Annotated in this window: 25 protein-coding genes; 14 read left to right on the forward strand and 11 right to left on the reverse strand. The window is 47.1% G+C overall.

What is annotated here, in order from left to right:
• Positions 1-67: 67 nt before the first annotated feature.
• The 5 genes from ACVLR6_RS02250 to yddG all read left to right on the forward strand — a co-directional run bounded on the left by ACVLR6_RS02250 (position 68) and on the right by yddG (position 3,864).
• A complete protein-coding gene (locus tag ACVLR6_RS02250) occupies positions 68-853 on the forward strand; it encodes an energy transducer TonB family protein (RefSeq protein WP_016659573.1) in 786 nt (261 codons plus the stop codon).
• A gap of 20 nt (positions 854-873) precedes the next feature.
• Positions 874-1,497: a MotA/TolQ/ExbB proton channel family protein gene (locus tag ACVLR6_RS02255; RefSeq protein ID WP_005182127.1), complete on the forward strand. Its 624-nt coding sequence runs from the start codon at positions 874-876 to the stop codon at positions 1,495-1,497.
• On the forward strand, positions 1,497-1,901 hold the full coding sequence (locus tag ACVLR6_RS02260; RefSeq protein ID WP_005182129.1) for an ExbD/TolR family protein: 405 nt from the start codon (positions 1,497-1,499) through the stop codon (positions 1,899-1,901). Before ACVLR6_RS02255 ends, ACVLR6_RS02260 begins: the two co-directional genes overlap by 1 nt.
• A 158-nt stretch (positions 1,902-2,059) precedes the next feature.
• Positions 2,060-2,974, forward strand: coding sequence for a DMT family transporter (locus ACVLR6_RS02265; RefSeq protein WP_177155318.1), 915 nt, complete (start codon positions 2,060-2,062; stop codon positions 2,972-2,974).
• Positions 2,974-3,864 carry an aromatic amino acid DMT transporter YddG gene (gene yddG, locus ACVLR6_RS02270; RefSeq protein ID WP_346799550.1) on the forward strand — a complete coding sequence of 297 codons (891 nt, stop codon included), beginning with the start codon at positions 2,974-2,976 and terminating at the stop codon, positions 3,862-3,864. Before ACVLR6_RS02265 ends, yddG begins: the two co-directional genes overlap by 1 nt.
• 43 nt (positions 3,865-3,907) lie before the next feature.
• Here the strand turns inward: yddG and ACVLR6_RS02275 are convergent, their stop codons facing one another.
• Entirely contained in the window at positions 3,908-5,155 is a 1,248-nt protein-coding gene (locus ACVLR6_RS02275; protein ID WP_005182132.1) for a YihY family inner membrane protein, read from the reverse strand.
• A 112-nt stretch (positions 5,156-5,267) separates the two neighbouring features.
• On the opposite strand from ACVLR6_RS02275, the gene wrbA reads away from it, so the two are divergent.
• Both wrbA and ACVLR6_RS02285 read left to right on the forward strand, forming a co-directional pair.
• A complete protein-coding gene (gene wrbA / locus ACVLR6_RS02280) occupies positions 5,268-5,864 on the forward strand; it encodes an NAD(P)H:quinone oxidoreductase (protein ID WP_016659569.1) in 597 nt (198 codons plus the stop codon).
• Between the two features lie 287 nt (positions 5,865-6,151).
• Positions 6,152-6,343, forward strand: a complete 192-nt coding sequence (locus ACVLR6_RS02285; protein ID WP_016659568.1) for a hypothetical protein — start codon at positions 6,152-6,154, stop codon at positions 6,341-6,343.
• A gap of 68 nt (positions 6,344-6,411) precedes the next feature.
• Here the strand turns inward: ACVLR6_RS02285 and ACVLR6_RS02290 are convergent, their stop codons facing one another.
• The 4 genes from ACVLR6_RS02290 to ACVLR6_RS02305 all read right to left on the reverse strand — a co-directional run bounded on the left by ACVLR6_RS02290 (position 6,412) and on the right by ACVLR6_RS02305 (position 9,240).
• The gene (locus tag ACVLR6_RS02290; protein WP_016659567.1) at positions 6,412-6,807 is read right to left on the reverse strand and encodes a hypothetical protein; all 396 of its coding nucleotides are present in this window, start codon (positions 6,805-6,807) and stop codon (positions 6,412-6,414) included.
• Between the two features lie 217 nt (positions 6,808-7,024).
• Complete coding sequence (locus ACVLR6_RS02295) at positions 7,025-7,600, reverse strand: xanthine phosphoribosyltransferase (protein WP_005182137.1); 576 nt, start codon at positions 7,598-7,600, stop codon at positions 7,025-7,027.
• Between the two features lie 89 nt (positions 7,601-7,689).
• On the reverse strand, positions 7,690-8,403 hold the full coding sequence (locus ACVLR6_RS02300) for a DUF3108 domain-containing protein (RefSeq protein ID WP_005182145.1): 714 nt from the start codon (positions 8,401-8,403) through the stop codon (positions 7,690-7,692).
• Between the two features lie 153 nt (positions 8,404-8,556).
• The gene (locus ACVLR6_RS02305) at positions 8,557-9,240 is read right to left on the reverse strand and encodes a hypothetical protein (protein WP_016659565.1); all 684 of its coding nucleotides are present in this window, start codon (positions 9,238-9,240) and stop codon (positions 8,557-8,559) included.
• A 239-nt stretch (positions 9,241-9,479) separates the two neighbouring features.
• On the opposite strand from ACVLR6_RS02305, the gene ACVLR6_RS02310 reads away from it, so the two are divergent.
• A complete protein-coding gene (locus ACVLR6_RS02310) occupies positions 9,480-10,358 on the forward strand; it encodes an energy transducer TonB (RefSeq protein ID WP_005182159.1) in 879 nt (292 codons plus the stop codon).
• Here the strand turns inward: ACVLR6_RS02310 and ACVLR6_RS02315 are convergent.
• The 4 genes from ACVLR6_RS02315 to miaB all read right to left on the reverse strand — a co-directional run bounded on the left by ACVLR6_RS02315 (position 10,355) and on the right by miaB (position 13,806).
• Complete coding sequence (locus ACVLR6_RS02315; protein ID WP_160243546.1) at positions 10,355-10,645, reverse strand: antibiotic biosynthesis monooxygenase family protein; 291 nt, start codon at positions 10,643-10,645, stop codon at positions 10,355-10,357. The two genes, ACVLR6_RS02310 and ACVLR6_RS02315, sit on opposite strands and share 4 nt — an antisense overlap.
• A gap of 89 nt (positions 10,646-10,734) precedes the next feature.
• A complete protein-coding gene (gene ybeY / locus ACVLR6_RS02320) occupies positions 10,735-11,217 on the reverse strand; it encodes an rRNA maturation RNase YbeY (protein WP_005182166.1) in 483 nt (160 codons plus the stop codon).
• 19 nt (positions 11,218-11,236) lie between these two features.
• A complete protein-coding gene (locus ACVLR6_RS02325; protein WP_160243545.1) occupies positions 11,237-12,310 on the reverse strand; it encodes a PhoH family protein in 1,074 nt (357 codons plus the stop codon).
• Positions 12,311-12,351: 41 nt separating this feature from the next.
• Positions 12,352-13,806: a tRNA (N6-isopentenyl adenosine(37)-C2)-methylthiotransferase MiaB gene (gene miaB / locus ACVLR6_RS02330; protein ID WP_005182171.1), complete on the reverse strand. Its 1,455-nt coding sequence runs from the start codon at positions 13,804-13,806 to the stop codon at positions 12,352-12,354.
• A gap of 260 nt (positions 13,807-14,066) precedes the next feature.
• On the opposite strand from miaB, the gene ACVLR6_RS02335 reads away from it, so the two are divergent.
• From ACVLR6_RS02335 to ACVLR6_RS02360, 6 genes are all read left to right on the forward strand, one after another.
• Positions 14,067-16,043 (forward strand): lytic transglycosylase domain-containing protein, encoded by a 1,977-nt coding sequence (locus ACVLR6_RS02335; protein WP_160243544.1) that lies wholly within the window; start codon positions 14,067-14,069, stop codon positions 16,041-16,043.
• Positions 16,044-16,118: 75 nt separating this feature from the next.
• The gene (locus ACVLR6_RS02340) at positions 16,119-16,772 is read left to right on the forward strand and encodes a ribonuclease T2 family protein (protein WP_160243543.1); all 654 of its coding nucleotides are present in this window, start codon (positions 16,119-16,121) and stop codon (positions 16,770-16,772) included.
• Between the two features lie 178 nt (positions 16,773-16,950).
• Complete coding sequence (locus ACVLR6_RS02345) at positions 16,951-17,937, forward strand: malate dehydrogenase (RefSeq protein WP_005182191.1); 987 nt, start codon at positions 16,951-16,953, stop codon at positions 17,935-17,937.
• 192 nt (positions 17,938-18,129) lie between these two features.
• The gene (locus ACVLR6_RS02350; protein ID WP_005182193.1) at positions 18,130-18,384 is read left to right on the forward strand and encodes a DUF2789 family protein; all 255 of its coding nucleotides are present in this window, start codon (positions 18,130-18,132) and stop codon (positions 18,382-18,384) included.
• 145 nt (positions 18,385-18,529) lie between these two features.
• A complete protein-coding gene (locus ACVLR6_RS02355; RefSeq protein WP_005182196.1) occupies positions 18,530-18,790 on the forward strand; it encodes a DUF2789 family protein in 261 nt (86 codons plus the stop codon).
• 110 nt (positions 18,791-18,900) lie between these two features.
• Positions 18,901-19,158, forward strand: a complete 258-nt coding sequence (locus ACVLR6_RS02360; RefSeq protein WP_005182199.1) for a DUF2789 family protein — start codon at positions 18,901-18,903, stop codon at positions 19,156-19,158.
• Positions 19,159-19,252: 94 nt separating this feature from the next.
• Here ACVLR6_RS02360 and ACVLR6_RS02365 read toward each other — a convergent pair whose 3' ends face one another.
• Positions 19,253-19,780, reverse strand: a complete 528-nt coding sequence (locus ACVLR6_RS02365; protein WP_005182203.1) for a hypothetical protein — start codon at positions 19,778-19,780, stop codon at positions 19,253-19,255.
• A 60-nt stretch (positions 19,781-19,840) separates the two neighbouring features.
• Positions 19,841-20,443: a 2OG-Fe(II) oxygenase gene (locus ACVLR6_RS02370; RefSeq protein WP_005182206.1), complete on the reverse strand. Its 603-nt coding sequence runs from the start codon at positions 20,441-20,443 to the stop codon at positions 19,841-19,843.
• Between the last annotated feature and the right edge of the window lie 100 nt (positions 20,444-20,543).

Consider the following 20,543-nt stretch of genomic DNA (forward strand, 5'->3'; position numbering starts at 1 on the left):
GCTAACCGATGAGCTTGATAGGTCAAATCTGAAACTGGCTATCACCTCTTTAAGGTAACTGAGTTTAATGAGTCCATCTTCTACTCCCATGATGCAATCTCCTCATCCCATGAAAAAGAAAGTGCTGTCTGCACTGGTGGCCGTGGTTATTGGCCATATCGGGGTGTTGTGGGCGGTTAGCCAGATGGAATCACCGGAACTGAAACCGATTGACAAGGAGCCGCTAAAAGTCCGCTTTGTCAAAATTCAGGAACCCCCAAAACCTTTACCGCCACAACCAAAAGCAGAACCAAAACCGGCACAGCCTAAGCCACCAGAAGTCAAAGAAGTGAAGGTGGTTGAAAAACCATTGCCACCACCACCGAAAAAAGTGGAAAAAGTCCAGCAGGTGAAAAAGGCCGAAGCGCCAAAACCTGTGGTCAAACCGGTTGAGCCAACGCCGCAGCCAACGCCAACCGTTACCACCACGGTTTCTGAAACCAAAGTGGTGAAACCGGCACCGCAACCGGTGGTACAGCCTGCGCCAGTAGCGCCGCCTGCACCAGCTGTGCCAGCAACCAAATCGGTATCAATTGGGGGCTCGGGCGTGCAGTGGAGCCGCTCACCAAAACCATCGTATACCAACCGAGATTTACAGGGTGAAACCCGTAGCGTTGTGGTCTTAATTGAAGCCAATGAAAAAGGCTCAATTACCAGTGCGCGGATTACCCGTTCAAGCGGCATTGCTGCTTTAGATGAAAAGATTTTACGCGCAGTGCGTAGTGCAAAATTCAAACCGTACAAGGAAAATGGCGTTGCTTATCCAATTCGTGCTGAGCAACCCTTTGAATTGACATTGAATCCTAACGGCTAACTTTAATCAGGAGTTCGAGTATGAACTTTTCAGTTTATTGGCAACATGCAGATGCAGTCAGCAAAACACTGTATTTCGTGTTGCTGGCAATGTCGATTGCGACCTGGACAATTTTTGTGCTGCGTCTGATGGGCACCCGCCAACTTAAACAGCAAGCCTATGCTCAACTCGCTCAAGCGCTAAACAGCCTGAAAGCCAAATTTGCGCCTTTAAGTTTTGAACAGCGCAAGGCCGTGGCAGAGCAGGCGCTGTTACGCCAGATTTCAGCAGAAAAAGCCTCTGCAGAAAAAGGCGTATCGGTACTCGGAACTATTGCATCGCTGGCACCGTTTGTCGGTCTGTTTGGTACTGTATGGGGGATTTTCCACGCGCTGGTAGCGGTGGGTAAAAGCGGTCAGGCTGGCCTTGCTCAAGTGGCGACGCCTGTCGGTGAAGCACTGATCATGACCGGTTTTGGTCTGGCTGTCGCAATTCCAGCAGTTATTGCCTATAACATCTGTAGCCGTTTTAACCGGACCTTGTCACATGAACTGCAAGATCATGCACACAACCTGTTAATTGACACCATGCTGCAGCAGGATTCTGCGACCGCTCAGGCTGAAGTGAAAACTGCACAGCAAGGTTTAGTGGGAGGTCAGGCTTAATGGCATTTCAATTGGGTGAAGACAACGATAGCGGCATGAATGAGATGAACCTCATTCCGCTCATCGACATTATGCTGGTCTTGATGATCATCTTCCTGGTGACAGCGACCGTTGCCAACCCATCAATACCATTAACCTTGCCAGAAACCACGGCAGAAATTATTGATCCACCACCACAGGCGATTACCGTTAGCATTAATGCTTCGGGTGAAGTGGCCTGGGATGATCAGATCATCAGTCTGGATGAGCTGGAAAACCGTTTAAATGCGGCAGGCGAGCAGGAACGTAAGCCAACGGTACAATTACGTGCCGACAAAGATGCCCGTTATGATACCGTTGCCCAGGTAATGTCACGTGCGAGTGAAGCCGGACTCAGTGATATTGCCTTTGTCAGCGATAACTAAACGTGACAGGCCAGACTCAGGACGACCCATCACGGGTCGTTTTTTTATGGCAGCTGTTTATGTGTAAATTGCAGGAAAAGCGTGCAGCACATATTTTAAATGCCTGCCAATTCAATTAAGGTAGGCTAGGGAAAAACGAGAATTTTCAAGGAATTTTGGTGAAACAACGACAGGCACTGGATGCCAGAGCAGCCAGCATAATGTTTGTGCTGTGTATTTTCTGGGGACTGCAGCAGGTGGTGCTGAAAATTGCCGCGCCTGATATTTCACCGCTAATGCAAATGGCGCTGCGTTCCGGGATTTCTGCGCTGCTGGTCTGGCCGTTAATCCGGCTGGCTCAAGGTGTGCATTTATGGACACCGACGTATTTGTATCCGGGCTTGCTGGTCGGGCTGCTATTTGCCGCCGAATTTTTTATGCTGGCTGAAGCCATCCGCTTTACCTCGGCCTCCCATACCGTGGTGCTGCTGTATACCGCGCCAATTTTTGTGGCTTTAGGCCTGCACTGGAAGCTGCCCAGTGAACGGCTTTCCCTGCTGCAATGGAGCGGTATTCTGCTGGCTTTTCTGGGCATTGTGGTGACTTTTTTGGGGCGTGACAGTCAGCTCAGTGCCGCAACCAGTTCCATGCTCTATGGCGACTTTCTGGCTTTATGTGCCGGTATTTTATGGGCGGCCACTACCATAGCGGTGCGCTTAACCCCGCTGGCCGAAGCACCAGCCACCCAAACCTTGTTCTATCAGCTGCTGGGCGGTTTTATCGTGCTATTACCATTGGCCTACTGGTCCGAACAGGCGGTGGTGCACTGGAGTCCGGTCGCGATTGGCAGTCTGTTGTTTCACGCCATTCTGATTTCTTTTGCCAGTTATTTAATCTGGTTCTGGTTATTGAAAAACTATCTGGCCTCACGCTTGGGGGTATTTTCTTTTTTAACCCCATTATTTGGGGTGCTGTTTGGGGTGTGGCTGCTAGGTGAGCAACTGGAACACAGCTTTATTATGGGGGCTATCATGGTGATGCTGGGCGTGGTTATGGTCAGCGCACAGGGCTGGTTCAAGCGGCGCGTGGCCTGATGCTGAGCCAATCACAACGCTTTACTGCACTGGGCTTGAGCTCACTGCTGATCTGGGCCAGCCTAGTAGGTGTGGTCAAGCTGATTAGTGAGCAGCTCAGTCCGGTGCTGGCACTTGCGCTTATTTATAGTGTCAGTGCGCTGGTGATTCTGCTGCACCAAGGTTGGCCCAAACTTAGCCAGATGCCGAAAATCTATCTCTGGGGGAGTGGGGCATTATTTGTCAGCTATGAAATTCTGTTCCTGCTGTCGATTGCCTTATCGACACAGCGCGAACAGGTGCTGATGATTGCCATGATCAATTATCTATGGCCGCCGCTGAGTATTGTGCTGGCGATTCTAGCCAAACAGCTACGTTATCACTGGGCGGTAATTCCAGGCTTTGTGCTGGCCGTACTGGGCTTGATGCTGGTGGTCAATCCGGAGATCTGGAACTTGGTCCAGCTCTGGAGCGTACTGACGGAAAATCCGCTGGCTTATAGTCTGGCATTTTCAGCGGCCTTGTTATGGCCCTGCTACGGGGTGCTGACTCGGGCCTATGCCCAAGGCAGTAATGCGGTGTCGCTATTTTTTGTGGTGACCGCGGCTTTGCTGTGGGCGCTGCATGTAGGATTAGATGAACCATGGCAATGGCCAGACCTGTCGCTGTGGGGATGGATTGTGCTGGCTGGTGCCCTGATTGGGATGGCTTACCATAACTGGAACCAGAGTATTCAGTTTGGTCGTATTCAGCTGCTAATTCTGGCCACCTATTTTATTCCGGTGCTGTCTTCATTGATCTCGATGTGGCTGTTGCAGTTACAGCCCGGCTGGGTGTTCTGGCTCGGCTGTAGTCTGGTCAGTCTGGGTGCGCTGATCTGCTGGAAAAGCACCAGCGAAATTTCCGCTTAGCTGGCGCTTATTTCCCTGCCTTAAAGATCAGCAGGTGCTACCTCTATTTTTCTTCAAAAATTTTCGAGAGTGGAATCGACAGCTTGGCTGCCAGATAGTCATCAGCTTCAATCAGTGCCGGTCCGAGTTTCTGCATCCATTCATCATCCGGATGAATATTGCCGACATCTTTGCGCTGCGGCAGCGGATAAGGCAGCTGGGTATAAAAACTCCAGAAATTGACCTGCGATAAATTCCGTACCAGCACCAGTTCATCGTTATCGGTGCGTTTAATCAGGTTTTGCTGCTCCAGCATCCAGATATAATTTGGTAAGCGGCCAATTTCATCGCGGCCCAATACTTCCAGTGCTTCCTGCTCGGTCACGCTTTCGCCTTTTTTCTGCTTTTGATAAAACAGCTCCAGCAGGTCCAGCAGCATAATCATCGGATGGCGTTTCTGGTCTTTGCCGGAATTAAAAGCGGTGAGGGCAAAGCTAATTTCTACGCCCAGCAAAATAATATTCCACGACAGAAAAATCCACAGCAGGAAAATCGGCACGGCAGCAAAGGCGCCATAGACAATTTCATAACTGGTGAAATTCGACATGATAAAGCCGAACAGGTTTTTTAATGCCTCAAACACCACCGCACTAAAGACGCCGGCAATCAGCGCGGCTTTAATCGGCACATTGCGGTTGGGAATGGTCCAGTACAGAATAAAAAAGCCGACAATGGTCAGGGAAAAGGAAATGATCCACAGAATAAAAGCACCGTTGACCTCATAACCGGCAAAGTTATTGCTCAGTACATTCATCGAGGCAACGGTAGATGACAGCACAAAGGCGCTGCCAAGTAAAATCGGCCCCAGCGAAATAATGGTCCAGTAGCGCATAAAGCCCATAATCCCGCCGCGGGTTTCTTTTACCCGCCAAATCCGGTTAAAGGCAGTTTCGATACTGGTCAGCATCAGTACAGTGGTAATGAACAGGAACAGAATCCCGATAATGGTGAGATTGCTGGATTTATCGGTAAAGGCATTCAGGGCCTTATCAAAGGCGATGGTGGTTTTGGGCAGAAAGTTGCTGTAAATCAGCTGCTGTAACTGCTGACGCGCCGGTTCTAAAGCTTTAATCGAGGAGATGATGACCAGAAAAACCGTCAGCATTGGCACCACCGCAAACAGTGTGGTATAGGTGAGCGAGCCGGCCTGTTCACGACAGCGGTCTGCTTCAAAACGGCGTAATACAAACAGCACGAATTGAAACCACTGGTGGTCATAAAAGGGCAGCTTTTTTAAATACTCAACAATCATGCGGCTAAAGTCTCGATTTTTTTAGTGATCTTTCTGCGTTTTCCTGTGCCAGCTTAACCAAAAATACAGCAAAATACCGTATAGTTTTCTTTTTTACTCTACAGATAACATTATGCAACCCTATGTTTTAGTTCTGTATTACAGCAAATATGGCAGCACCCGTGAAATGGCCCATCTGATTGCCAACGGGGTAGAGGCAGCAGGCGTAGCGGTAAAAATACGTACAGTACCGAATATTGCCGCGGTGGTCAAAACTGCCGAGCCGAGTATTCCGGCCGAAGGTGATATTTACTGTAGCCTGGATGACCTGGCCAACTGTGCTGGTCTTGCGCTTGGTTCGCCGACCCGTTTTGGCAATATGGCCTCGGAAATGAAATTCTTCTGGGATCAGACCACCAGTCTGTGGCTAAGCGGCGCCCTGCACGATAAACCGGCCTGTGTATTTACTTCTTCCGGTTCACAGCACGGTGGCCAGGAAAGCACTTTGCTGACCATGCTACCGCCGTTATTTCATCATGGCATGATGATTATGGGACTCAGCAATGCCCATCCGGCTTTATCCAATACCAAAACCGGCGGCACGCCTTATGGTGCGTCGCATGTCAGTGGCCCGCGTCATGACCAGAGTTTAAGTCAGGATGAAAAAATCTTGTGTGCAGCACAAGGGCAACGTTTAGGCGAAATGGTGAAAAAGTTACAGGGAATGTAATCTTCTGAATCATTAACTCAGGTGTAAAACGAACAGAATGTTTTACACCTTGATTGTATTTGAGCTTCATTGGCTGCAGCGGTTTGAATATTTTTATTCACGAAAAAACTAATTACTTTTCACGCAAAATCACTATTTGTAGTGATATTCAGTCTTTCACTTTTCACATTTAATAGCCACTTTTAAAGCAGAGTTTTCTGTCACGGTTCACACAGCATTTTTCGTGCAGGTATATGTATCAAGCACAATGGACTGCTGTAATAATGAGAGATTGAGGAAAAGTGGAAATGAATAAGTTAACGTTAATCGGTATAGTTGTATTGAGTTTAGGCTGCTCGTGGTCGAGCGTAGCTGCAACTGAAATTGTGCATAGTCTGAACTTCCCACAAGAACAACAAGCCCAAAAACAACCTGCAGAAGTTCAATATTTAGCAGCTCAAAAGCCAGTAATTGCAGCCGAAAATGTGCAAGTAAAATAATAAAAAGATGTGATAAAAGTGCTGTTTTATACAGCACTTTTTTATATGAAAATCTGTGTTTGGTATGTTTAAGATTGGTTAGGTTTGATTTGTTCTTTAAAACGGTGTTTGCATTTCAGACAATGAAAATCAAGAAAGATATTTTGGTCGACAATTACACCTGCTTTTTTACCAAAGCGATGCCCTAAAAAGCCGCCAGTGATCCCAACACTAATTGCACCCACAAAGGTACCAATGGTACCGCCCATAATCACCCCCAACGGTCCGGCCACGGTGCCTATGGCAGCGCCTAAAGAGGCACCGGAGGCGGCCCCGCCGACAGTTCCGGCTGCTGTTCCGGCCGACCCGAGCAATACTCCGCCAATTTTTTGTAAGTTTTGTTCATGGTTGCGCTTTTCAACCTGATTTGAGCCACATTTCGGACAGACGATACTGTGTTCCATCAACGGATTGTCTTGTGTCATGAGTGTAGAGTGCCTTCTAAAAATGCTGGGTCAATCCAAAGAGCCAATAGCTTAGGACAAAAGGCGTTAGCTGACCTTGGTCAAAACGCTCAGAATTTGCCGTTAGGCTTATGCTAAGCCATTCGGTCTGGAGCGTGGTAGAGAATTTTGTAAATCACATCGCCATAAAAAAAAGAGCACCTGAGTGCTCTTTTAGATATAAATTGCAGACAAAGTCTTAGTCGCGAACAAATTCAACCGTACCATTGGCCAGTGACTTCACACGCGCCAGAGATTCAACCCGGTAGCCTTTTTCCAGGAGCAGGTCACGACCTGGCTGGAAGGATTTTTCAATCACAATACCAATACCGACCACTTCTGCTTGGGCCTGATGAATCAGATCAGCCAGACCTAAAGCCGCCTGACCATTGGCCAGGAAGTCGTCAATCACCAGTACTTTGTCGCTTGAGCTGATGTGCTTGTTTGAAATTGCGATGGTGCTTTCGACCTGTTTAGTGAATGAAAACACTTTAGAGCGATACAGGTCATCTTTTAGGGTTAAAGACTGATATTTACGTGCAAAAATCACGGGAACGCCCAGCTCTAAACCTGCCATGACTGCCGGTGCAATACCTGACGCTTCAATGGTAATAATTTTGGTGATGCCGGCATCTTTAAACAAACGCGCAAATTCTTGACCAATTTGCTGCATCATGACCGGATCAATTTGATGGTTTAGGAAAGAATCGACTTTCAGAACTTCTTCAGACAGAACGATACCTTCAGCTAAGATTTTCTGTTCTAGTGCGTGCACGGGAGAATCCTCAACAGCAGGTGCTTTTTAAAGCAAAAGCGTATTTTAAAAAGCACCTGAAAAAATGCAAGCAAAAATCGAGAAAATGATTAACTTGTTGGGCCTTTATAGCCGGTTAACAGCAGGCCATAAGAGTTCTTCTTGTCCAGATGGGTCACTTTCACCGGTAAGTAGTCCAGTTTTGGCGCTAACCAGAAAATGGTTTCACGGCCCGGCTTGTCATGCTTAATCGCCACTTTAATGGTGTCAAAGGTGCCATAATTGGTTTTTACGCTTTCACTGCCTTGGCGTACAAATTTACGTGCTTCGACCTCCTTGGCATCGGCCAGGTAATAGGTCGATTTGAGCGAACCATTTTTTAAGTCTTCACGAATCTGCAATTCGGCATTTAGCTCATCGAGTACACCGGCTTTCCAGGCAAATGAACGCGACTCTTTGTCTTTTTTGGTATTAATTTTTTTCGCAGCCGGATTAAAGTGAATACTCATGGTGTTGTTATGAATCAGGATTTTGCTGCTGCGGCTAAAGCTGGAAGAACCAATTTTGCCATTTTCAAAGGTGAAGCGGCTGGTTTCCGTGGCCGAAGCAATCCCGCCGGCTTTGGCGGCAAAAACATAGTTCCACTGATTGCCGGATTTGCTTAAGGTTCGGGTCGCAGAGCCAAGGTTTTTGCCGTTATAGCTGAACTGATAACTGGCTTGGAATGGACTCATGGCAAAAGTCTGGTTTGAGAACCCTGCAAATAACAGTGCAGTCGAAACTCCAGCTGCCATGCCCATCGTTTTCAATACGTGTTTAGCCATAAGTAAATTGTTTCCTATTGCTGTAAATAAGCGCACATTGTGCTTTGTTCTATTATGCGCTTGAATGATGAAGAGAAAATTTGCAAATATGCACTTTATGTAACGCTTGTGTAGCAATCCTGATCGGCATCTGCAATCTCTCTGTTTGAGCTTTTAGCTCTTTTTCTGTTTGATGGGCGTCACTTCTGTGGCCGTTTGTGCTTCTTCGGCTTCTTCACGATCGCGATCTTCAGCAATTTTTCGAAATAGGGTGGTTAGGTTGACATTGCCCATGACCACCAGTTCGGCTTCACGCAACACCGCATGATTGACATGCACTTTGCCCAGAGTGTCAATGATCGAGCGGTTCTTGCCCAGCCAGCGGTTCAGGTCTAAATGTAATAGATCATCTTTAACTTTAATCACATTCAGTTTTTGCAGAATCATGCCCAGTGGATCTTTGTTCAGCACTTTCTGATAGAAGAACAGCGCAAACCGCACACCTAGCTTATGCAGGATGCTTGGATATTTGGCTTCAATCACCTGGGTATCACTAATCTGTTCAAATACAATCAGCTGGACATTTTTATTCAGTTCCATCTGCACCAGTTTCAAATCTACCGACAAAGTAATATACAGCCCGTTGTAGTCCAGGGTCGCATACAGACGCAGCCAGTCGTCATGTAAATCGGCATGTAAGTCTTTCAGCATTTTGACATTGTCGGTGACAAAGCGCTGAAAGGTCGCATTCAGAAAAACCTGAGACATTGGAAATTCGCGCTCATCTTCAATAAATCCTTCAGCCTTCTGATACATCTGACGTAAACGTTTTGAAATGAGAGAGATAAGAGGGGACATACAGGGCATTCCAATGGGTTAATCTTTATTAACTTTGCAGAGATCTTGTCGAATTGTATTAAAAATACGCCAATTGAAGCTTGCAGTTTAGCAAAATAAACTGCACCATTTTCAAGATTTTATTTATCGTGACACGACATGTTGACGAGTGTCTCGCTTTTTTTCAAAAGTAAAAACCAGTCTTATTTTATCTCGTTTTATACGATTTGGGGAATCCGCGATTTTGTCGGATTAATGTGATGTTAAAGAAATTTCATTTTGCACCTTTGACGCAGCAGTGGTGGAAAGATCCACTATTTGGCACCGTACTGACGCTGGCGGCACTTTCGCATCTGGCTGTGTTAACGGTGCAATTTGTCATGCCACAGCAAAGCGATGCCGCGGTCAAGGAAATTGCAGTCAGCTTAAGACCAAGTGCCACCGAAATTAAGGATGCCGACTTTTTAGCACAGGCCGACCAGCAGGGTTCTGGCACCTTCCGGGAAGCGCACCGCATGTCCAGCGATATGCCCGCACCAATGATTGAACAGAGTGCCGGTGATCAGCAGCTGGAAAGTCTGGAGCGTTTGCAGCAGCAGCGTGAACTGAGCTTTGAAGAAAAAGTGCTAATGACCACCTTAAGCTGGCAAAAGCAGGCGGCGGAAAACCAGCGTAAAAAAGCGCTAGAAGAATTAAACAGCCAGTTTCAGGCCAAAGCGGCGATGGTGGCCAGTCTGGAAGCGCAGTATTTACAGCGTCAGCAAAATTTCAGCCGTCAGCAGAAAATTAAAACCGTAGATGGAATTCAGGCCAAGCAGGATGTCGCAGCCGGTTATCTGGAAAAATTCCGTCAGAAAGTCGAATTTTATGGTAATCGTTATTATCCGGAAGCGGCCAAGCAGCAACAGCTGGCCGGTGAAGTACGTTTAATGGTGATTTTAAATGCCAACGGCGGGATTCGCGCGATTCGTTTAATTGAAAGCTCGGGACATGCCATGCTGGATGAAGCTGCCAAGGCTTCTGTGCGTAAAGCTGCTCCTTTTGGTGCCTTTGATGCCAAGATGAAAGATATTTCCGAGCTACGCATTATCCGGACCTGGCGTTTTGACCCGGCTGAGGCGGAGTTTGAGGTGCGCTAGCGTTTGTAGTGACGTAATACTTCACAAATTTCAACACTGAAATTTTCATACCAAGAGTTATGTCCGAGTTGTTGTGCGACTTGGTGTTCCGCATCTAAATGCCAAGCGTGTATATCTGAAAGATCATGCCAATAGGATAGGGCGATTTCAGATAAACCTTCTGTTAATGTTTCAAAATGAATGCAGCGGAATTGGCTTAAGGCTTTCTGACATAACTGCTGTGCTGTGGCAAAATACAGAGGATCAAGTGTTTTAATTTTCGCTTTAAAAATAACAACGTATTTCATGATTGTGGCTTATCTATTTTTATTCATCTCATCATAAAATAAACCCTATAAAAAAAGCGAGCCTAAGCCCGCTTCTTCATTGTTTAACTTTAATCGCGTTCTAGATACGGGTTTTCAAAACCGAGCTTATCCAGAATTTCAATTTCAATGCCTTCCATTTCTTCAGCATCTTCATCTGAAGTTTCATGGTCATAACCCATCAAATGCAAGGTGCCATGCACTAGCATATGGGTGAAATGGGTTAGCGGTGCTTTGCCTTGCTCATTCGCTTCGCGTAGCACCACCGGAATACAGATCACTAAATCCCCAATGGGGAAGGCATCAAGAAATTCGGCCATTTCATCGGGCAGTTCACTTGGGAAAGACAGCACGTTGGTCGGTTTGTCTTTCTGGCGATATTCCAGATTCAGTTTATGGCTTTCTTCATTGTCGACACAGGCGATCCCGATTTCACAGTCACTTTGGGTGCCAATATGTCGCAAGGTGGTTTCTACAACTTTTTTGATATAGCCACGTTTCAAGACCAGTTCAGGGGCTTGAACATCCTGTTGTAGAGAAAGACTCAGTTTCAAAATATATCCTTAGATCAGTTTAGTCCTGCGCATCGGCCTTGGCATCGTTTTCTGCAATCAGCGCTTCCTGACGGGCTTTGCGTTCGGCACGGGCTTCTGCACTCAGACGTTGTTGCTCACTGTCCCAGCCTTCGTAGGCTTCAACAATTTTCTGCACCAGTTGATGACGCACCACATCACGTGAATGGAAACGGGTAATATGAATTTCCTTGACGTGCTCCAGCACGCGCAGGGCATGCGCCAGACCAGACTGCTGACCACGCGGTAAATCGACCTGAGTCACGTCACCGGTAATTACGGCACGTGAGCCAAAGCCCAAACGGGTCAGGAACATTTTCATCTGTTCTGGTGTGGTGTTCTGCGCTTCATCCAGAATCACAAAAGAATGGTTCAGGGTACGACCACGCATATAGGCCAGCGGCGCGACTTCAATCACCTGACGTTCAATCAGCTTGGCGACTTTTTCAAAGCCGAGCATTTCATATAACGCGTCATACAGCGGGCGCAAATACGGGTCAATTTTCTGGGTTAAATCACCCGGCAGGAAACCGAGTTTTTCACCGGCTTCAACCGCAGGGCGAACCAGTAAAATCCGCTGGATTTCATTACGCTCCAGCATATCGACGGCTGCAGCTACCGCCAGGTAGGTTTTACCGGTTCCTGCTGGGCCAATCCCGAACGAAATATCGCTTTGTAAAATACGCTGCACATAACGTTTCTGGTTGGCACCGCGCGGGTTAATCCGGCCTTTGCGGGTCTGTAACCAGACCGCATCTAAACCGGTATGTTCCTGCTCTTCATCAATCTGCAATTCACGGTCAGTCTGGCTGCCCTGAATCATCATGTGTAAGGTGTCGGCACTAATCTGGCTGGAATTTTCCGATTCTTCATATAAACGCTGAAGTAAGAGCTCGGCTCTCTCAACTGCATCTATTTCACCATCAATAAAAAAGGCATCACCTCGATGAGAAATTTGCACATCTAGACGCTGTCCAATCTGTTTCAAGTGGCCGTTATAAGCACCGAGCATGCTTTTGAGACGTTCCATTGAAATGCTAGGAAAATTTACTGTACGTCGAATTGCTGCAGTCAAGAGAATTCCTTATTCAGAAGTAGTCGTATTGTTCCCTTACATTACGCCACGTCTGGTTCAAGATTCAAGAGTTCACCATAAACTAAATTTAAAGTTTTAATCTCGGTAATCTCAATCTCCGCAAAGCGTCCGACCCAAGCCGGATCACCAATAAATGTTACCAAACGTGTATTGTCCGCCGTGCCGACCAGTACATTCGGATCTTTGTTCGACACGCTCTCAATTAACACACGTTGCACGGTGCCGAGCATGGCATCAGTTTTGTCAATACTGGACTGTTTAATCCATTGCTGCACTTTGGCCAGACGTTCTTTTTTGACATCTTCCGGGGTGTTGTCCGGCAGTTCAGACGCCGGCGTGCCCGGACGTTTTGAATAGACAAAGCTGTACGAATGGTCGAAGTCCATATCCTGAATAAACTGATAGGTTTCTTCAAAGTTCTCGTCGGTTTCGCCCGGGAAGCCAATAATAAAGTCGGAAGACAAATGCATGTCCGGACGCACTTTACGTAACTTGGCAATTTTTTCGATGTAAACATCAATGGTGTGGTTACGTTTCATGGCCTGTAATACATCATTGGAGCCACTTTGTACCGGCAAGTGCAAATGCGACACCATTTGTGGCAAGTCGCGGTAGCATTGAATCAGGTCATCATTAAATTCTAGCGGATGCGAAGTGGTATAACGTAAACGGCCAATCCCCGGAATTTCGGCGACCAAACGCAACAGGTCAGCAAAGGTACAGATGTTGCCGTCAAAAGTTTCACCGCGGTAACCATTCACGTTCTGACCGAGCAGTGAAATCTCACGCACACCTTTTTCTGCTAAACCGGCAATTTCCGCCAGTACGTCATCGAGTGGACGTGAAACTTCTTCACCACGGGTATAGGGCACCACGCAGAAAGAACAGTATTTGGAACAGCCTTCCATAATCGACACAAAGGCTTTAAAACCTTCGACGCGCGGTTCTGGCAGGAAGTCGAATTTTTCAATGTCCGGGAAGGAAATATCCACCAGCTTGATTTTTTCTTTTTTCGGTTTTTCAACCTGATCATTATGCTGATCCAGCATTTGTGGCAAACGGTGCAAGGTTTGTGGGCCAAACACCATGTCGACATACGGCGCACGTTTTTGAATATTGTCACCTTCCTGAGAAGCAACACAGCCACCCACGCCAATCACCAGATCCGGATTTTTTTCTTTCAGTTTGCGCCAGCGGCCCAGTTCCGAGAACACTTTTTCCTGTGCCTTTTCGCGGATGGAACAGGTGTTCATCAGCAGGATATCGGCATCGGCCGGATTGCTGGTCAGCACATAGCCGTGAGAATCGCCTAAAAGGTCTGCCATACGATGACTGTCATACTCATTCATCTGACACCCTTGCGTTTCGATGTACAGCTTTTTCACTGAACCGTCGGCTGGGGTGTGCTGTGGCTGGGTAACAGTGTTTTCTGAGGCAGCTTTGGCACCATTTGGAATGAAGGTTTGAACCGTCATGTAGGCTCCTGAAGGATAAAATCGAGATCGTCCGTTCTGAAATGTTTGAACGGCAGAGGTGATAGAAAAACGCGTATTTTAACAGGAACTGGGTATAAACTTATAGCCCTAAATGAGGGAAGCAGAAGATTGATTTATCAATTAAAATTGTTCGAAAATTAATATTGTTTAATCATGAGGTTACATAACACAACAATTGAGGTGTTTGAGAATAATGAAACTGTTTTAGTATATTGCGGTAAGAGAGGAGAGGCGAAGTAATGACTGAAAATAGGCACATGCGCACATGGACTGAAAAGAAAAGAATTTTTTGCAAAAAGCTTGTGTTAGGTTTGGCATCACTGAGCATTTTCCCAACCTTGTACGCAGCCGAAGAGCAGTTTAATGATGCGCTGCGGGCAGCCAATGCCAGTAACCTCTCTTTATTGCAGCAATATCAAAGTGCCATGCAAAATGATGTGCTCGGCTATTATCCGGAATACTGGATTTTAAATACCAATCTGGCCACTCAGTCACCCGCCTCGATTGTGCAGTTTGCCCAGCGTTATCCACAGTCGGCCATGGCAGAAAAACTGGCCGCTGACTATGTCGAAGAAAAAGTCAAACAGGCCGATTTTAGCAATGCTGTATCAGTGCTGCCGTATGTGACCAATGCCGACCGTGCCGAAAGCTGTGCCGTGGCGCAGGTGCGTGCCCAGTCGGGTGATCCGCTGGTTTTTGCCGAATTTAAAGATGTCTGGCTAACCACCAATTCGCAGCCGGAATCCTGTACCGGTCTGGGCCGGATGATGTTATCCAGCCCACTGATGACCCAGGAAGATAAACAGCAGCGTTTGTGGGTGCAGCTGCGTGCCGGCCAATCCGGACAGGCGCTTGCCACTGCACAGGGACTAGGTTTAAACCTGAGTCTGTCGCAGCTGAACAGCATTCAGGCCAACCCGCTTAACTATTTATGGTCTGCACCAAAAGCCAGTGCTGAAGATCAGGCTTATCTGATTTATGCCTTGGGCCGCCTGGCCGATACCGACCTGAACTCGGCTCTATCTGCGGTGAAACGTGCTGCAGAAGGTACCCCGCAGTCGGTGCAGCGCGCCTTGTATCGTGCTGTGGGCTATATTGGCGGCACCACCGTCATGAAGAACAATTTTAACCGTGAAGTACTGAATGCGCTGGATGCCAGCTATGGACTGCCATTTAGCCCGGAAGAAGCGGAAATTTATGCCCGTCAGGCGATTCGTTTTGGTGCTTGGGAAAGTGTAATTCGCGCGATTGATGCCATGAGCGTGTCGCAAAAGCAGGAAGACCGCTGGCAGTACTGGCTGGCGCGTGCCTCTGAGCAGCGTGGCGATGCCACTTCAAAACGCAGTGCTGACGCGATTTATAAACGTTTGGCTCAGGGTGATGATTACCACAATTTGCTGGCCAAAGATCAGCTCGGATACAGCTATTCTTCGATTCCTGTGAGCCGTGAGCCAAGTTCGCAGGATATGCAGCGTTTAAATCAGGATATTCACTTTAGACGCGCCTTTGCCTTGCGCCAGATTAATGCACCGGCCAGTTATATTAACCGTGAATGGAACTGGGCTGTGCGTCAGGCCTATTTAAAACATGATGATGGCCTGTTGTTGGCTGCAGCCAAACGCGCCACCGATATGGGCTGGTATGACCGGGCCATTTATGCGGCAGACCGCACCACCAAGCAGCATAACTATCAGTACCGTTATGCTATGCCGCACAAGAATTATGTGGTCAGCCACAGCCAGAACGCCGGGATTGATCCGGCTTGGGCCTATGGCCTGATGCGTCAGGAAAGCCGTTTTGTGACTACGGCGCGTTCGCATGTCGGGGCGGGTGGTTTAATGCAGATTATGCCGGATACCGCGCGTTTAATTGCCCGCCAAATGGGGGAAACCTATAATCCGGCGGCACTCACCGATATGAATACCAATATTCGTTATGGCACGTTTTATCTGTCGACCATCCAGGGTCAGCTTAGTAATAACTCGGTTTTAGCAACTGCGGGCTATAATGCCGGGCCAAACCGTGCCCGTCGCTGGCAGCCTGAATTTCAAAACATGGCAGCGGATCAATATACCGAATCCATTCCGTTGCTGGAAACACGCGATTACGTTAAACACGTCATGACCAATGCCACGCACTATGGATTATTGCTGGGTCAGCGCGCGCAATCAATCAGTAAACGTATGCAGCAGATTCCAATGCGCAATACGCAGTAAACAAGATGGGGTGTCTCCTGCATGGATGCAGGAGGATGGGACTCAAAACGACACGAGAAGGTGCTAAGTTTGAGAATGAAGAAATTGACAACCGGGGGGCAGCCAGCGGGAATCCTCATCCTGATTTCGGGTGGGGCGGGGGTATTGCTCAGTAGTGCTGCATGTGCTGCCACGGTGCAGGGCTATGTCATGGATGTACAAATGACACCCGCCGCGTGCATGTTTGACAGCAACCGCGCCAAGCAGCGGAAATGCCTGCAAGGCTACTCGCTGAATATTACCGGGCTGTATCCGGAAACCTCCCGTCGTGACTGCGAAACCAGCTCTTCAGCCAAACTGTCTCCCATTCAGGCCAAAGTGGTGGCACGGGTCATGCCCGATGAACATGCCCGGGTGCAATTGTGGCAGGGTATTGGTGGCTGCGTACCGATGAATGCCAGCCAGTATTTCCGTACCATCATTAACTATGCCGACCGGCTGAAAGTCCCGGCGGTGCTGACCGGTCAGGAAACTACCGTGGTGCAGCAGAATGAACTGAACCGGCTGTTTATTCGCCTGAATCCGGGCATGCATTCCAAGAGCATTCACTTTCAGTGCACTTCGCATCAGGCCAAAAGTTATTTAACTGAATTGAAAATCTGCTATAGCCCGAATGGGCGCTATAAACAGTGCAGCAGTAGCGTGGAAACCCAGTGTCCATCGGCCTTTATTATTAAAGGTTCATACTAAAACCCGACGTTTTTCGGCATTTTATTTATATTTCCTATCAGACTTTTGTTGAAATCCATAGCCTTTTACATGCATCTGACAAAGGATTGGAGTACAATCTTTGCCGTTTATGATTATTAAGATTAGATAGAACAGCTATTTAATCGCATTAACTATCCTCTCAACTGGAGATAATTACATGAAGCAACCTGTTCGCGTTGCCGTTACTGGCGCTGCTGGTCAAATTGGTTACAGCCTATTATTCCGTATCGCTAGCGGTGAAATGTTGGGTAAAGACCAACCAGTTATTCTTCAATTATTAGAAATTCCTGTTGAGAAAGCTCAACAAGCGCTGAAAGGCGTAATGATGGAACTTGACGACTGTGCTTTCCCATTATTGGCTGGCATGATCGGTACTGATGATCCTAAAGTTGCATTCAAAGATGCTGACTATGCACTTTTAGTTGGTTCACGTCCACGTGGTCCAGGTATGGAACGTGCTGACCTTCTTAAAGTCAACGGTGAAATCTTCATCGGTCAAGGTCAAGCGCTGAACGAAGTTGCGAGCCGTGACGTTAAAGTTCTTGTTGTAGGTAACCCTGCGAACACGAATGCTTACATCGCAATGAAATCTGCTCCAGATCTTCCAGCGAAGAACTTCACAGCAATGTTACGTCTTGACCACAACCGTGCGTTGACTCAACTTGCTCAAAAAGCTGGTGTTGCAGTTTCTGACATCAAAAACATGACAGTTTGGGGTAACCACTCTCCAACAATGTATGCTGACTACCGTTTTGCGAACGTAAACGGCGAAAGCTTGAAAGACAAAATCAACGATGCTGAATGGAACAAAGACGTATTCCTTCCAACTGTTGGTAAACGTGGTGCTGCAATCATCGAAGCGCGTGGTCTGTCTTCTGCTGCTTCTGCTGCAAACGCTGCAATCGACCATATGCGTGACTGGGCGCTTGGCACAAACGGCGAATGGGTAACCATGGGTATTCCTTCTGATGGTTCTTACGGTATCCCTGAAGGCGTAATGTTCGGTTTCCCTGTAACTTGCGAAAATGGCGAATACAAGATCGTTCAAGGTCTTGAAATCGACGAATTCAGCCGTGAGCGTATCAACTTCACGCTAAACGAGCTTGAAGAAGAACGTGCAGCAATTGCTGACATGGTGAAATAATTTAGTGTTGAACTAAGTTAGAAAAAGCACTCCATTTGGGGTGCTTTTTTATGCAGCTGTATGGATTGTTGTATTGATCAGCGCCATGACAAACCTCACAAAACATAACAAGAATACATCGGCCTGTAGCCCTAATGCTGTTCCGGATTTGCTAGTTTATGGACTTCGCCTAGAAAAATACGGAGTCATTCCATGGTACTCGAACAACAGCCGACCTTAGAATTATTATTTGAACAACTGGGTTTAGCCGCAGACGAAGCATCTATTGAGCAATTTGTGCGTGCCCATCAATTGCCGGCAGAAGTGACCTTGCCCGATGCCGGATTCTGGAGTGAGGGACAAAGCGCCTTTTTACGCGAACACTGGCATCAGGATGATGAGTGGATTGTGATTATCGACAAATTAAACCAGTTACTACACGTTGAAAGCGACAAGCTGGCGCAATAAGCCGGAGCCAGTTCAATCAGGCTCATCCGCCTTACATGCTTTGGTACAAAAAAATACAACAAGCGCAGTCACAAGGCTGTGCTTTGGTGCAGAATTCTTATAACGTAAAGCTACAATACAGTAAAAAAATGCTGAGGAGGGCGCCATGTTTGATCAGCAACCCACATTAGAACTGTTATTTGAGCAGCTGGGTCTAGAGTCCAGTTCAGAAGCCATTGATCAATTTATTGAAAGCCATCAATTAACTTCCGATATTCCCCTACATAAAGCCGCATTCTGGAGCAAGGCCCAGCACGATTTCATTATCAGTCACTGGAAAAGTGATGATGAATGGGCCATCGTGATTGATGTCTTAAACGAGCAATTACATACCGAACATAAGCTTTCCGGCTCTTGCGAACTTTAATCACAAATTGAAACAACAAACCTGGTCGCAAAGACTAGGTTTTTTTTGCTTTATCTTATAAGTTAGATGGATAAATAACTACAATTTATCTGATATATAAGGAGGGCGAGATGCTCAATCACAACACACCATCCTTAGCTCTATTATTTTCTCAACTTGGTTTAGCCAATAGTCCGGCGGCCATTGAACTTTATGTACGTACCCATCAACTGCCTTCCCATATTTCTTTGCATGATGCGCCGTTCTGGAATAAATCCCAGCGTGCTTTATTAATCAGTCATCTGGTCCAGGATGATGACTGGGCGATCTGGGTCGATGAATTGAATCAACAATTACATATGGATGCCTATAAAGCCCAAACCGCTTAATCCTGCCTGAAGATTCAAGCGTTTCTGTAGTCCATAAAAAATGCCTCAATCAATGAGGCATTTTTGTTGTTAAATATTTTTTTCGTGCTGAGCTTTAGTGTAAACGCGGCTGAATCAGCTGCACAAACCAGCTTTGACCATGACAGTGTTCAAAGGCAGTATGTTCACGTAGTACATCGGCATCAAACTCGGCTGTTTTACGGTATTTGGTCAGCCAATGCTGAGTCAGTGCATTTTCTTTTTTCGCTGCGCTGGCATAGGCCAGGAACAGGTAAATATCGCCATGATTATAATTGGTCAGCGGTTTTAGAATCTGCTGGGTAATTAAGGCAAAGCGGGTTTCCTGGCTGATTTCAAAATACAGCATATAGGCCTTGGCCAGGGTTAAGGACAGATTTAAATATAAGGACAGCGGCATTTCCTCAAATTCAACCCGGCCTTGCTCCAGCAGCACAATCGCTTCTTGCAGGAAATAGGTCTGTTCCTGACGGACCTGACTCAGCATCACCAGTTCTAGGCGTAATGAAGCACGTTCCAGCGCCAGTTCCGGGGTGTTGCCCTGTAAATAGAGCTGGTCAGTTTCACCGATACGCTGAATAATCGGTTGGGTGGTATCACGCATCGGCACAATCCTCAGTTCACAATACGGTTTATATGAGGCCACTTGCCAGGATTTAAAGGATCACCACAACTGTGGATCACTACGCAGCCAGGCAGTAATCGAAAGGCGCTGCTGTTTGGAGAGCAGCACTTCATGCAGCAAATCACTTTGGAATAAGGCCATCCGGTTGGGCTGTGGCGCAATGATCTGCCATTCGCCCTGTTTGTCCTGCAAGCGTAATTCACCGCCCCAATCGGCCTGCCACTGTTCATGCAGATAAAAGACGCAGGAAATCATCCGGCCATTTTTACCTTGCGGATTATCGCGGTGCAGGGCATAAAATTCGCCGGCGTTATAACAGGCAAAATGGGCTTCGACTTCCTTAATGCCCAGAAAAAAGGCACGATTTAATTGCTCGGCCAGCGCCATTAAGGTTTGGGTATGCTGCTCGGCAACCGGCAGGCTTGAATCCAGCCATAAGATATGATCACTGCGAATCTGGCTGACCACACCGTTTTGAATGGCTGCGTTACGAAACTCATTCAAATGTGCGGTACATTCTGCTACCAAAGCTTGTACATAATCCTGTGGATAGGCATCATCAATCAGGGCATAACCGGATTGATCCAGATCATTAAATATCTGTGCCAGATTCCAGGATGGTGGTAGAGAATGTGTTTGCATAGGCAAAACTCGAACAAGGATAAAAAAAGCGGGGGAACTATTTTAGAGCAAGATAAGCCTCTGAATGAAACTTTTTTTCATGCTAAAATACCGGTTGATT

This window comes from Acinetobacter sp. T63, assembly GCF_053852345.1.